Raw genomic sequence first — 12984 nt, 5'->3', positions numbered from 1 at the left:
GTTCCCGGACATTTCGGTCAAGGCTTCAGGCAAGCGACAGGTTGAGCGTCTTTGAATACCCATGATTGTGTACGAATATTTCACGCTTTTCGTTATATCGTAACGCTATGCACAGCGAGCTGAAGACATTGGGGTGATATGCAAGTTGATCTGGAGGTAGAGGGTGCGCAAGTGACCGGACTGCCGCGCTTTCAACAGGCGGCCACACAGGGCAGGCGGCTGCGGCGCTGGGCCTATGGCCTTGGCGGATTGGCGAGTGCCGGTTGGGTGTCGGCGTTTTTTGTCGGGTTGTTCGCGCCGCAGTCGTTGTGGTTGCCATTGCTTGTCAATCTGAGCGCGGCGCTGTTAGTGCTGGTCGCCGGACTGCAATCGGCATGGTGGGTGACGCAGTGGCGGGCGCGGGCGATAGATCCTGTCGCGCTGACAACGGTTGCCGAAGATGAGCAGCCTGCGCCTGAAGGTTGGTACGAGCGGCTCCTGGATCTACTCAGTCAGCGCGGTTTGCACGTGCTCGGCCAGATCGGTGCTGCGACGCTGTGGCTGGGCGGTTGGGCCGTACTGGTGTCGCTGAGTATTGAACAGGTGTGGAACCTGTCATTGCCTGCCGCTGCAGTTGGGTTGTCCGCCACGGTGGGTGCCGCGTTGGCATTACTGCTGGCGTTCGGTTTGCTGGTGCTGGAGCGCCAACTCGCTCAAGAAAACCCGGCGCAATGGCCAGAAGCGGGATCACTGGCGCAACTTACTCGCGTTGCGATCATCAGCCTGGTGCTTGGTGCACTGTGTTTGTTGTTTGCTGGCGAAAACGCGGTTTGGCCGGTCCGAGTGGGGGTACTCATCGGCATCTTGCCGGGATTGGTGGCGATCGAGCTGCTATTGCGCGCGGTTCTTTCTACCTTCAGTCCCCGCCGCGAGCAGCTTGAACCGACGCTGCTGGCGCGCAGTTTTGTCGCCGACATGTTGCGCTGGCCGCCACAACCGTTGCTCGCATTACAGCATGAACTGCACAACCGTTTTGGCATCGATCTCCGCCAGATATGGGCGTTCAGCTACATGCGTCGCGCGTTTCTGCCAGTGCTGGCATTCGTCGCTGCGGTAGGTTGGTTGCTTACCGGCATCCATGAAATCCCGCTGCAGGGTCGTGGCATTTATGAACGCTTTGGTAAACCGGTGCAGGTGTTCGGCCCTGGTTTGCACACAGGTTTGCCGTGGCCACTGGGCCGCGTGTTGATCGTCGAAAACGGTGTGGTGCATGAACTGGCAACCAGCGTCGGCGAAAACCCGGCGCCGCCTCAAGCCGATCCCGCTGAAGGTCCGGCGCCGTTCACCGCCAATCGCTTGTGGGACGCCAGTCACGTCAATGACAAGTCGCAAGTCATCGCCGGCAGCCGTGGCGAGCAGCAGAGTTTTCAGATCGTCAACATGGACGTGCGCTTTGTCTATCGCATTGGCCTGACGGATCAAGCTGCGCTGGCGGCAACCTACAACAGTGCCGATGTGCCGACGCTGATCCGCAGCACCGCCAGCCGGATTCTGGTGCGCGACTTTGCCTCGCGCACCCTCGACGGTTTGCTCGGTGAAGACCGGGTAGGGCTGGGCGAGGAGATTGGTCGTGCGGTGCAAGGCGATCTGCAACAGCTCAACAGTGGTGTGGAAATTCTCGCCACGGTCGTTGAAGCCATTCATCCGCCGGCCGGTGCCGCCAATGCTTATCACGCGGTGCAAGCGGCGCAGATCGGCGCGCAAGCTTTGATCTCCCGCGAGCGCGGCGCGGCGGCCGAAGCCAGTAATCAGGCGCAATTGCAGGCCAGCCTTGCCCGCGATCAGGCCAGCGCCAACGCCCGCGAAACCAGTGCCACCGCACAAGCGGCAGACCTGAAATTCAGCGCCGAACAGAAAGCCTACGCCAGTGCCGGTCAAGCCTTCGTGCTGGAGCAGTACCTCGGTCAACTCAGCCAAGGCCTGAGCAAAGCCAAATTGCTGGTGCTCGATCATCGTCTGGGTGGCAGCAGCAATGCGCCGACCATCGATTTGCGTACCTTCACGCTGCCGGCTGACCCGACGCCCGCGCGCACCACCGCTCAACCAGGAGTCGCCCATTGAGCCAGTCGCACACTCACGAACCACACGATCACAGCGGCCACGATCATGGTCACGGCGGCCATCACCACCATCATGGGCATCATCACCATCATCATGGTGCGCCGGAAGAGGCAGGGCCTTTCCCGTGGCGGCGCATGGGTTGGGCAGCGTTGCTGGTGGCGTTCGCCATTGCAGCGGCGAGTCTGGTGCAAGTGCGCTCCGGTGAAGCCACGGTCATTACCCGCTTCGGCAATCCATCGCGGGTATTGCTGGAGCCAGGCTTGAGCTGGCGCTGGCCGGCACCGTTCGAAGCGGCGATCCCCGTGGATTTGCGTTTGCGTACGACATCCAGCGGTTTGCAGGATGTCGGCACCCGCGACGGTTTGCGCATCATTGTGCAGGCCTATGTGGCGTGGCAGGTGCAAGGTGATCCGAACAACGTGCAGCGCTTTATGCGCGCGGTGCAAAACCAGCCGGACGAAGCGGCACGACAGATTCGCACCTTTGTCGGCTCGGCACTGGAAACCACGGCGAGCAGTTTCGATCTGGCGAACTTGGTGAATACCGATGCCAGCCAGGTGCGCATCGCCGATTTCGAAGCGCAGTTGCGCCAACAGATTGATCAGCAATTGCTCGCGACTTATGGCGTGCGTGTCGTACAAGTCGGCATCGAGCGTCTGACCTTGCCGTCGGTGACGCTGACTGCCACGGTCGATCGTATGCGCGCCGAGCGTGAAACCATCGCCACCGAACGCACGGCGATCGGCAAACGTGAGGCTGCGCAAATCCGTTCCGCTGCCGAACGCGATGCTCGAATTGTCCAGGCTGACGCCACCGTGAAAGCCGCAGAAATCGAAGCGCAGTCTCGCGTTGAAGCCGCGCAGATTTACGGTCGTGCCTACGCCAGTTCACCGCAGTTGTACAACTTGCTGCGCTCACTGGACACCCTCGGCACCATCGTCACCCCGGACACCAAACTGATTCTGCGAACCGACGCCGCACCATTCCGCGTGTTGGTCGACGGCCCGCCGACACTCGACAGCAAATCCGGATCACAGCCATGAGTGAAGAAGTTCCACGTGGAACACATGCGCTGAACAGTCCGTGGATTCAAGCCGGGCGTTTGGCATTTTTTGCCCTATATGCGGTGACAGTACTGGCCGCGTTGGCGTGGGCGTTCTCCAACGTCCGACAGATCGATCCGCAGAATCGCGCCATGGTTTTGCATTTTGGTGCACTCGATCGCGTTCAAAACGCCGGTCTGCTGTTGGCGTGGCCACAGCCATTCGAACAGGTGATTTTGCTGCCTGCAGCGGATCGAGTGATCGAACGCCGAGTGGAAAACCTGCTGCGCAGCGACGAAGCGCTGAAGGCTGATCGCGTCGCTTCGTTCGCCACACCGTTGAGCGATGCGCTGGCCGGATCTGGTTATTTATTGACCGGTGACGCCGGCGTGGTGCAACTGGATGTGCGCGTGTTCTATAAAGTCACCGACCCTTACGACTTCGTTCTGCAGGCCGATCATGTGCTGCCAGCACTAGATCGACTGGTCACCCGCAGTGCCGTGGCACTGACGGCTGCGCGGGATCTGGACACCATTCTGGTCGCTCGCCCGGAGTTGATCGGCGCCGACAATCAGGCCGCCGAACGGCGTGAACGGCTGCGTGGTGATCTGGTGCAAGGCATCAACAAACGTTTGGCGGACCTGAAGGCAAGTGGGCAGGGCATCGGTATCGAAGTGGCGCGGGTCGATGTGCAATCGAGTCTGCCGGATCCGGCGGTCAGCGCGTTCAACGCAGTACTGACCGCCAGTCAGCAAGCTGACAAAGCCGTGGCCAATGCGCGCACGGAAGCCGAGAAACTCACCCAAACCGCCAATGAACAGGCCGACCGCACACTGCAAGTCGCTCACGCGCAAGCCGGTGAGCGTTTGGCCAAAGCCTCGGCTGACACCGCCACGGTGTTGAGCCTGGCGAGCAGCACCGCCCCGCAAATGCTCCTGCGCCTTTATCGCGAGCGCATGCCGAAAATCCTCGGTCAGGCCGGTTCGGTCACCACGGTCGATCCGAAAGACGATTCCCGCCTGATCATTCAGGGAGCCAGTAAATGACTGCGACGACCGCCGCACCGAGCCTGTTGTCCTCGGCCGAACAACGCCGCGCTGCGCGGCAACTGACACTCGCCATGCTTGCGTTGGGCCTGTTGGGTCTGGGTTTGATCTGGCGTTGGCTGGTGCCGGAGCAAACCGGCGTCAGTCAGTTGCTGCTCGGATTTGCTTCTTTATTAGTTGCCGTGCCGGTGATGCGCTCGGCGTGGTACAGCCTGCGCTATCCGAGCCTGCACGGCATCACCGACCAACTGATTGCCTTGGCCATGCTCGGTGCGTGGGCGACTGGCGATCTGCTGACAGCGGCGTTGTTGCCGATCATCATGATCTTCGGCCACGTGCTGGAAGAGCGCAGCGTCATCGGTTCACAGGAAGCGATTCATGCGCTTGGCCAACTGACGCGCAGCCACGCGCGCAAGGTTCAGGCCGATGGCTCGATCATCGAAGTGGACAACGGCACGTTGAAATCCGGCGACATCGTCGAGGTGCGCGCCGGTGATCGGGTGCCGGCAGATGGGCGGGTGTTGTCCGGTCAGGCGAGTCTCGACACGGCTTCGATTACCGGCGAATCAGTGCCCGTCGAGGCGGGCGGCGGCATGACGGTGTTTGGCGGCGCGATCAACCTTGATGGCCTGCTGCGCATCGAAGTGACCCGCACCGGTGATGAGTCGACCCTCGGCAAAGTCATCGCGCTGATGCAGAACGCCGAGCGTTCGAAACCACCGATCACTCGTTTGCTCGAGCGTTACGCTGGCAGCTACATGGTGCTGGTGTTGTTGCTGGCGGCGGTGACTTGGTTCGTTACCAACAACGCACAAGCGATGCTCGCGGTGTTGGTCGCGGCGTGCCCGTGTGCGTTGGTGTTGTCGGCACCGGCCACGGCGATTGCCGGTGTGGCGGTGGCGGCTCGCCACGGGATTCTGATCCGCAGTTCGGCGTTTCTCGAGGAACTGGCTGACCTGACTTCGCTGGTCGTCGACAAGACCGGCACCCTGACATTCGGCACATTGCGGTTGCAGTCGATCAACAGCTTGCGCGCGGATTCATCAACCGTCATCGCACTCGCCGCCAGCTTGGGTGCTGCGAGCAGTCACCCGGTCAGTCGGGCGTTGGCGGGGCTGGTCAGTCAGGAAGAAATTCTGCCGCTGAGCGATATCCGCGAGCGCCAAGGCCTCGGTGTGGTGGCCATGACCGGGGAGGGCGAAGCCGCGCTTGGTCGACCGGAGTTGTTCACGCAGCTCGGGATTACCACCACAACCGTCCCGGAGCACGACGGGCCGATTGCTGGCCTGGCGTTGCAGGGAGAATTTCTCGCCTGGTTGTTGCTGGCCGACACGGTCAAACCGGAGGCGCGTTTCGCGCTTGGCGAGTTGCGTGAACTGGGCCTTGGGCGGCAACTGCTGCTGACCGGTGACCGCAACAGCGTCGCTCAGGCCTTGGCCAAAGATGTCGGCCTGCACGAGGTCGAAGCCCAGGCGTTGCCCGAGGACAAACTCAATCGCGTGCTCAAGGAAATCGATAACGGCTTCCGGCCAATGGTGGTGGGCGATGGCATCAACGATTCGCTGGCACTCAAGGCCGGCGTCGTCGGCGTGGCGATGGGCGCGGGCGGCGCCGATATCGCGCTGGCTTCGGCGGACATCGTGTTGATCGGCAGTGACCTGCGCCGTCTCGGTACTTGTGTGCGGCTCAGTCGTCAGTGCCGTCGGACGTTGCAGGTCAACGTCATCATCGGTCTGGGCTGGACCCTAGCGATCGTGGTGTTCGCCGCCTTCGGCTGGCTCGGTGCTGCCGGGGCAATGATCGCCGCGCTGCTGCACAACCTCAGCACGTTGTTGGTGCTGGGTAACGCCGGGAGACTGCTGCGTTTCCAGGAACCGCTGTTGAAGCTCAAGGAAGATATTTAGCAATATTTCTGACCTCCGTGTAACGCCGTCAGGGTCGCGCTCTCTAGTGCTATGTCGGGACTGAACAACCTTTCAGCCGACACCCCTGACGATTACCGAGGATAAGAAAAATGACCATCAAATCCGCTGCTGCTGGTGCCGCTCTCGCGTTGGCCGCCGCCACGATGTTTGCCGGTGTTGCCACCAACGCGATGGCTGCCGATGCCAATGTTCACTGTTATGGCGTGAATGGCTGCAAAGGCCAGAACGACTGCAAAACCAAAGACCACGCCTGCAAAGGCATGGGCTCCTGCAAAGGCCAGGGCTTCAAGGCGATGACTCAAGCGGCTTGCGAAAAAGCAGGTGGCAAGGTCGGCGAGTAACTGACCGGCAAGTGCCGCCGCAGTGGTTGACGCCACTGCGGCCACTTTTTATCAGGAGGTCGCCCATGCCTGTTTCTCATGCTTTCCTCGGCTACGGTCTGGGACTGCGCAGCGCTTATTATCAGCAGATCCTCGAACAGTCGCCCGATGTGGACTGGTTCGAAGTGGTCTCGGAAAATTTCATGGTGCAGGGCGGCAAGGCTCTGTATTACCTGGACGCCATCGCCGAGCGCTATCCGCTGGTTATGCATGGCGTGTCCTTGTCCATCGGTGGGCCGCATGCCCTCGATCCGGACTATCTCAAACAACTCAAGCAACTGGCCGATCGGGTCAAACCGGCATGGGTCTCCGATCACCTGTGCTGGAGCCGTGGCAACGCACATCAGTTGCACGACTTGTTGCCGCTTCCCTATACCTCAGAAAGCCTCGAATACATCGCCGGCCGTGTGGCCCAGGTTCAGGATGTGTTGCAGCGGCCACTGGTGTTGGAGAACGTCTCCAGCTATGTGCGCGCCGCGTCGGACGAGTTCACTGAATGGGAATTTCTCGCGGCCCTGAGCCGGGAGAGCGGCTGCGAGTTGTTGCTCGACGTTAATAATGTCTACGTCAGTTCGCGCAATCACGGCTTCGATCCGTGGGCGTTCATTCAAGGTTTGCCGACAGAAAAAGTGCGTCAACTGCATCTGGCCGGACACAACGATTACGGCGATTACGTCATCGACACCCACGACCATCCGGTGAGCGATCCGGTCTGGGCGCTGTATCAGCGCACGCTGGAACACATCGGCCCGGTGGCGACGTTGCTGGAGCGCGATGATCACTTCCCGCCGTTCGAAGAACTGCTCGCCGAACTGCACAAGGCCCGCGAGTTGAGTGATACGGTTCTGGCCGGGAGACAGCAATGCGCTTGAAGGAATGGCAACTGGCGTTCGAAGCGTTTCTGCTTGATGCCGCGTCGGCGGATAGCGCCTTGGCCGGCAGCCTGATCGGTGGGCCGACACTCGACGTCGGTACGGGCTTGGCGATTTATCACAACGCTTACGCGGCGCGTTTGCTGGAGGTGCTGACCCACGATTTCCCGGCCATTCATTATTGGATGGGCGATGAAGAATTCGATCTGCTCGCAACCGCGTATATCCGCCAATACCCGTCGGCGCATTACAGCCTGCGTTGGCTGGGCAAAGGTTTTGAAGCATTTATCCGCGAGCAACTGGTGCCCGAGCAAAGTGCGCCGTTGGCTGAACTGGCCGCGCTGGAGTGGGCATTCACCCTGGCGTTTGATTCCCCGGCCGGCGCGCCGCTGACGATCAATGCCATGGCGACACTGGCGCCGGAAGAGTGGCCGACCTTGCAGTTCAAACCGACGCCTTCGCTGCAATGGCTGGCGTGCGAATTCAACAGCGTCGCGATCTGGCGCGCGGTAAAGGACGAAGCGGATTTCCCGCACAGCGTGGCACTCGAAACATCCCAGGTCTGGGTGATCTCGCGTAACGAGTTGGTGTGCAACTACCGCAGTCTGGAAAGCGCTGAGGCGAATGCGTTGAATGGGTTGTTGAATGATGGCTGGAATTTCTCCGAACTGTGCGCTGAGTTAGCAGTCATTTGTGGTGAGGACGCGCCACTGCAGGCTGTTACGTGGTTGAAACAGTGGGTTCAGGAAGGCTTGTTGGAGCGTCTGCAACGATAGATTCGGCTAATCAAATCGATAGCCTGCTATTTTTCTAGGATGGTCTACCCTCAGATCTGACGTCTGAAACAAGGGGGATTTTCCATGCTCGCGCAACTTCCACCGGCCTTACAGAATCTGCAGCTTCCGCTTCGCCTGCGACTCTGGGACGGCCATGAGTTCAATCTGGGGCCGACGCCCAGCGTCACCATCGTGGTCAAGGACCCGCAGATGGTCACCCAGTTCACCCATCCAAGCCTCGATGCGCTCGGAGCGGCATTCGTTGAAGGCAAGCTGGAACTGGAGGGCTCGATCAGCGAGGTCATCCGGGTTTGCGACGAATTGAGCAACGCCTTGCTCGGTGACGATGACGACAATCAGCCGGTGCGGGCCTTGCACGACAAGGAAACCGACGCCAAAGCCATCTCCTACCATTACGACCTTTCCAATGCGTTCTACCAGCTCTGGCTGGACAGCGACATGGCGTATTCCTGCGCGTATTTCGAAACGGGCAGCGAAACCCTGGAGCAGGCGCAACAAGCCAAATTCCGTCATTTGTGCCGCAAGCTGCGTCTGCAGCCGGGCGACTATTTGCTGGATGTCGGTTGTGGTTGGGGCGGTCTGGCGCGGTATGCCGCGCGAGAGTTTGGTGCGAAGGTCTTCGGTATCACCCTGAGCAAGGAACAACTGGAGCTGGCGCGCGAGCGAGTCAAAGCCGAGGGCCTGGAAGACCAGATCGAACTGCAACTGCTCGACTACCGTGATCTGCCCCAGGACGGACGCTTCGACAAGGTGGTCAGCGTCGGCATGTTCGAACACGTCGGCCACGCCAATCTGGCCGAGTACTGCAAAACCCTGTTCGGCGCGGTGAAGGAGGGCGGTCTGGTGATGAACCACGGCATCACCGCCAAGCACACCGATGGCCGTCCGGTGGGACGCGGTGCCGGGGATTTCATCGAGAAATACGTGTTCCCCAACGGCGAGTTGCCGCACCTGTCGATGATCTCGGCTGAGATCAGCGAAGCTGGGCTGGAGATTGTCGACGTCGAAAGTCTGCGCCTGCATTACGCACGCACGCTGGATCACTGGAGCGAGCGGTTGGAGGACAACCTTGAAGCGGCGGGCAAACTGGTGCCGGATCAAGCGCTGCGCATTTGGCGCTTATACCTGGCCGGCTGCGCTTATGCGTTCGCACGCGGCTGGATCAATCTGCATCAGATCCTGGCGGTGAAAGCGCATCCGGATGGCAGCCATGAACTGCCGTGGACCCGCGACGACATCTATAACCCTTGATTCGTACTGAAGCCCCCAATCGCGGGAGCAGTTCAGAGAATCGGAGAAATCAGCCGGGCGATCCGCATGCCGACTTGTTGCAGGCGGTGGATCTCCCGGCTTTCTTCTTTGGCCACTTCATAGGCTTGCTCGAAATCCTCATTGAGCATCTGTTCCACACTGGCAGCAAAGTCGCTGTCGACGGTGAGCAGCATTACTTCGAAATTCAAACGGAATGAACGGTTGTCCAGATTGGCGCTGCCGACGGCGCTGATTTCGCTGTCGATCAACACCACTTTCTGATGCAGGAAACCGGGCTCATAGCGGAACACCCGCACGCCCGCGCGCACCGCTTCAAACGCGTAAAGACTGGAAGCGGCATAGACGATGCGGTGATCGGGTCGCGACGGCAGCAGCAAACGCACATCGACGCCGCGCAGCACCGCCAGCCGCAGTGCGGCGAACACAGCTTCATCGGGGATGAAATAGGGGCTGGTGATCCATACGCGTTCGGTGGCCGCATGGATCGCTTCGACGAAGAACAACGAACAGGTTTCGTAGGCGTCAGCCGGGCCGCTGGCGAGCAACTGGCAGAGCACGCCGTCTTCCGGGTACTCGTCCGGCAGAATCAATGGCGGCAGCGTGCGGGCCACCCAGAACCAGTCTTCGGCAAAGGATTCCTGCATGCACGCCACGACCGGGCCGCGCACCTTGATGTGAGTATCGCGCCACGGTGCGAGCGGTGGTTTCTCGCCCATGTATTCGTCGCCGACGTTGTGCCCGCCGACAAACCCGACCACGCCATCAACCACGACAATCTTGCGGTGGTTACGAAAGTTGACCTGAAAGCGGTTGAGCCAGCCGCTGCGGGTGGCGAAAGCTTTGACCTCGACACCGCCATCACGCAGCGCCTGCACATAGCTGTGGGGCAGGGCATGACTGCCAATGCGATCGTAGAGCAGGTGAATGGTCACGCCTTCGGCGGCTTTCTTCAGCAGCAGATCGCGCAGACGCTGGCCGAGGCGGTCATCGTGGATGATGAAGAACTGGATCAACACCGCTTGATTCGCCTGATCGATGGCATGGAAAATCGCCTCGAACGTGGCGGTGCCGTTCACCAGCAGTTGCACTTCGTTGTTGGCCAGGCAGGGCATGCGGCCCAGTTTGGGCATCGCGCGCAACGACGCATAAGCGTTCGAAGCGCGCGCGGCCAAGGCTTCTTCTACCCAAGGGCGCCAGTTCAGTTCAGAGATGGCCTGGCGCATTTGTTCGTTGGCCTGGCGGCGCGACTTGATATAACCATCGAAGGTACTGCGGCCAAACACCAGGTACGGAATTAGCGTGAGGTAAGGAATGAAGATCAGCGACAATGCCCAGGCGATCGAGCCTTGTGCCGTGCGTACGGTGAGCACCGCATGCACGGCGGCGATCAAGCCGAGGGTGTGTATCAGGGCAATCAGATAACCGAAAATATGCGGTCCAAAATAATCCATGGGGCAGCCTTGCTCCGGAAGATTCAATGCTTAACAGACCATGTTCTGTCGCGAATGTCGCTATTTAATTGGGGCATGAACCGAAGCAACCGGCCGACGTCTAACGGCCACTACTGATCAGGAGTTTTTCGATGAACGTTCGTCTGCTGAGTTTGGCGCTGGGCCTGGGTTTGGCATTGCCGGTGATTGCGCAAGCGCAGATGCTGCAGCCGGGGCTGTGGGAAATGACATCGAGCAACGTCAAGGTCGATGACCAGCCGATGGATGTGCAATCGATCCTCGGTCAGTTGCAAGGGCAGATGACTCCGCAACAGCGCGCAGCGCTGGAGAAAAACGGCATCAATATCGGTGGCAAGGGCATCCGTGCCTGCCTGACGCCTGAACAGGTGGCGACCAACGATATACCGCTGGCCGATCCGCAATCGGGCTGCAAACAGCAGATTACCGAGCGCACCGGCAACCAGTGGAAATTCCGCTTCAGTTGCCCGAAAGCGCAAGGCACCGGCGTGGCGACTTTCCTCAGTGACCGCGAGTTCACCACCGTGGCCAACGGCACGTTCAACGCAATCGGGATCAACCAGAAGGGCAGTCTGGAAACCCGCGCTGTCTGGCTCGGCCAAGACTGCGGCGCCGTTAAACCTCGCGCCTAAAACATCGCCTGTAGGAGCTGCAGCACGCTGCGATCTTTTGATCTTGATTGTAAAAAACAAGATCAAAAGATCGCAGCCTCGTTGCACTCGCCAGCTCCTACAGGGTTTTTGAATCAGCGCATAAATCGTAGCGCCAGCCCGCGACATCCCTCATTCACCCGACCCTCCCGCCAGGCAATCTGCCCCGAGACAATTGTCGTACTCACCCGATGCCGAAAGCTACGCCCGGCAAGCGGCGTCCATCCGCACTGCGACAGAATCGGCTGCCGACTCACCTCCATTGTCCGCGGCTCAACCAATACCAGATCCGCCCAATACCCTTCACGCAAATACCCACGATCAGGAATCGCAAACAGATCTGCGACGCGATGGCTCGTCTTTGCCACCAGCGTTGTGATCGGTAGAACACTGTCTGCAACCAGCTCCATCAACGCCGGCAATGCATGCTGCACCAGTGGCAACCCCGAAGGTGCCTGCGAATAAGGACGCTGCTTTTCTTTCCAGGTATGCGGCGCGTGATCGCTGCCGATGACATCCAGCCGATTGCCGTTTAACGCTTCGCGCAAAGCGTCGCGATCAGCTTGGGTTTTGATCGCCGGATTGCATTTGATCAGGTTGCCGAGGTTCGGATAATCGCGGTCATCAAACAGCAAATGGTGCAGGCAGACTTCAGCGGTGATGCATTTTTGCGCTAGCGGTTTGTCCTCGAACAACGCCAACTCTCGCGCGGTGGTCAGGTGCAAAACATGCAGGCGTGTGCCGTGACGTTTCGCCAGTTCAACCGCCAGTGAAGAGGATCGATAACACGCCTCGGCATTGCGGATGAGTGGGTGAGCGGCGGGCGGAATACGATCGCCGAACAGCTCGCGCAGATTGGCAGCGTTAGCGTCGATGCTCGGCGTGTGTTCGCAGTGGGCCAACAGGATTGTCGGCACCTCGGCAAACAGTCGCTCGAGGATCTGCGGATCGTCCACCAGTATGTTGCCGGTCGAGGCGCCCATGAACACTTTCACCCCAGCCACTTCGCACGGATTGAGCGCGCCCACCGTGTCGAGATTGTCTTGGCTCACACCAAAGTGAAAGCCGTAATTGGCCACCGAACCGATCGCCGCCCGACGCTTTTTATCCGCCAGGGCTTCGAGGGTGAGGGTGGCCGGATTGGTGTTGGGCATGTCCATGAAACTGGCGATGCCGCCGGCAACTGCCGCGCGCGACTCGGTGTGAATGCTTCCCTTGGCCGGCGCACCCGGCTCACGAAAATGCACCTGGTCATCGATCATCCCCGGCAGTAACCATTGGCCGTTGGCGTCGATTTCTATCGTGGCGTTTTCACCTTCAATGTTGCGCGCGATTTTGACGATGCGCCCGTTACTGACCAATAGATCAGCGTCGAATTCGAGCCCTTCATTGACCAGCCTCGCGTTGCGAATCAGCACGCTGCTCATGGT

The 12984-nt window shown here is 60.0% G+C and carries 11 protein-coding genes; 9 read left to right on the top strand and 2 right to left on the bottom strand.

All coding sequences use genetic code 11. The annotated features are described in order from the left end of the window. The first annotated feature begins 138 nt into the window (after window positions 1–138). The 8 genes from hflK (EJA71_RS06950) to cfaB all read left to right on the top strand — a co-directional run bounded on the left by hflK (EJA71_RS06950) (window position 139) and on the right by cfaB (window position 9414). Window positions 139–2100, top strand: a complete 1962-nt coding sequence (hflK, locus tag EJA71_RS06950) for a protease modulator HflK (protein ID WP_158955440.1) — start codon at window positions 139–141, stop codon at window positions 2098–2100. Beyond that, window positions 2097–3143, top strand: coding sequence for a protease modulator HflC (gene hflC, locus EJA71_RS06945; RefSeq protein ID WP_158955438.1), 1047 nt, complete (start codon window positions 2097–2099; stop codon window positions 3141–3143). The genes hflK (EJA71_RS06950) and hflC overlap by 4 nt, the downstream gene beginning before the upstream one ends. Then, a complete protein-coding gene (hflK, locus tag EJA71_RS06940; RefSeq protein WP_158955436.1) occupies window positions 3140–4189 on the top strand; it encodes a protease modulator HflK in 1050 nt (349 codons plus the stop codon). The genes hflC and hflK (EJA71_RS06940) overlap by 4 nt, the downstream gene beginning before the upstream one ends. Beyond that, complete coding sequence (locus EJA71_RS06935; protein ID WP_158955434.1) at window positions 4186–6093, top strand: heavy metal translocating P-type ATPase; 1908 nt, start codon at window positions 4186–4188, stop codon at window positions 6091–6093. Before hflK (EJA71_RS06940) ends, EJA71_RS06935 begins: the two co-directional genes overlap by 4 nt. 110 nt (window positions 6094–6203) lie before the next feature. Continuing rightward, window positions 6204–6455, top strand: a complete 252-nt coding sequence (locus EJA71_RS06930) for a hypothetical protein (protein ID WP_158955432.1) — start codon at window positions 6204–6206, stop codon at window positions 6453–6455. 65 nt (window positions 6456–6520) lie between these two features. After that, window positions 6521–7366 carry a DUF692 domain-containing protein gene (locus EJA71_RS06925; protein WP_158955430.1) on the top strand — a complete coding sequence of 282 codons (846 nt, stop codon included), beginning with the start codon at window positions 6521–6523 and terminating at the stop codon, window positions 7364–7366. Next, window positions 7357–8142, top strand: coding sequence for a DNA-binding domain-containing protein (locus EJA71_RS06920; protein WP_158955428.1), 786 nt, complete (start codon window positions 7357–7359; stop codon window positions 8140–8142). Before EJA71_RS06925 ends, EJA71_RS06920 begins: the two co-directional genes overlap by 10 nt. A gap of 84 nt (window positions 8143–8226) precedes the next feature. After that, the gene (gene cfaB, locus EJA71_RS06915) at window positions 8227–9414 is read left to right on the top strand and encodes a C17 cyclopropane fatty acid synthase CfaB (protein WP_158955426.1); all 1188 of its coding nucleotides are present in this window, start codon (window positions 8227–8229) and stop codon (window positions 9412–9414) included. Between the two features lie 32 nt (window positions 9415–9446). Here cfaB and cls read toward each other — a convergent pair whose 3' ends face one another. Next, window positions 9447–10886, bottom strand: coding sequence for a cardiolipin synthase (gene cls / locus EJA71_RS06910; protein ID WP_158955424.1), 1440 nt, complete (start codon window positions 10884–10886; stop codon window positions 9447–9449). Window positions 10887–11017: 131 nt separating this feature from the next. On the opposite strand from cls, the gene EJA71_RS06905 reads away from it, so the two are divergent. Further along, the gene (locus EJA71_RS06905) at window positions 11018–11536 is read left to right on the top strand and encodes a DUF3617 domain-containing protein (RefSeq protein WP_158955422.1); all 519 of its coding nucleotides are present in this window, start codon (window positions 11018–11020) and stop codon (window positions 11534–11536) included. 113 nt (window positions 11537–11649) lie between these two features. Here the strand turns inward: EJA71_RS06905 and EJA71_RS06900 are convergent, their stop codons facing one another. After that, window positions 11650–12981: a dihydroorotase gene (locus tag EJA71_RS06900; protein WP_158955420.1), complete on the bottom strand. Its 1332-nt coding sequence runs from the start codon at window positions 12979–12981 to the stop codon at window positions 11650–11652. Window positions 12982–12984 lie beyond the last annotated feature (3 nt).

It is taken from the genome of Pseudomonas sp. PB106, from assembly GCF_009764645.1.
Taxonomy (GTDB): domain Bacteria; phylum Pseudomonadota; class Gammaproteobacteria; order Pseudomonadales; family Pseudomonadaceae; genus Aquipseudomonas.
The sequence above is the reverse complement of the archived record's forward strand: the minus strand, read 5'-3'. Positions and strand labels throughout refer to the sequence as shown.

Excerpts from the sequence above, each read along its gene's own strand:
- hflK (WP_158955440.1), top strand. The coding sequence starts at position 139 with ATGCAAGTTGATCTGGAGGTAGAGGGTGCGCAAGTGACCGGACTGCCG.
- hflK (WP_158955436.1), top strand. The coding sequence starts at position 3,140 with ATGAGTGAAGAAGTTCCACGTGGAACACATGCGCTGAACAGTCCGTGG.
- EJA71_RS06935 (WP_158955434.1), top strand. The coding sequence starts at position 4,186 with ATGACTGCGACGACCGCCGCACCGAGCCTGTTGTCCTCGGCCGAACAA.
- EJA71_RS06930 (WP_158955432.1), top strand. The coding sequence starts at position 6,204 with ATGACCATCAAATCCGCTGCTGCTGGTGCCGCTCTCGCGTTGGCCGCC.
- EJA71_RS06925 (WP_158955430.1), top strand. The coding sequence starts at position 6,521 with ATGCCTGTTTCTCATGCTTTCCTCGGCTACGGTCTGGGACTGCGCAGC.
- EJA71_RS06920 (WP_158955428.1), top strand. The coding sequence starts at position 7,357 with ATGCGCTTGAAGGAATGGCAACTGGCGTTCGAAGCGTTTCTGCTTGAT.
- cfaB (WP_158955426.1), top strand. The coding sequence starts at position 8,227 with ATGCTCGCGCAACTTCCACCGGCCTTACAGAATCTGCAGCTTCCGCTT.
- cls (WP_158955424.1), bottom strand. The coding sequence starts at position 10,886 with ATGGATTATTTTGGACCGCATATTTTCGGTTATCTGATTGCCCTGATA.
- EJA71_RS06905 (WP_158955422.1), top strand. The coding sequence starts at position 11,018 with ATGAACGTTCGTCTGCTGAGTTTGGCGCTGGGCCTGGGTTTGGCATTG.
- EJA71_RS06900 (WP_158955420.1), bottom strand. The coding sequence starts at position 12,981 with ATGAGCAGCGTGCTGATTCGCAACGCGAGGCTGGTCAATGAAGGGCTC.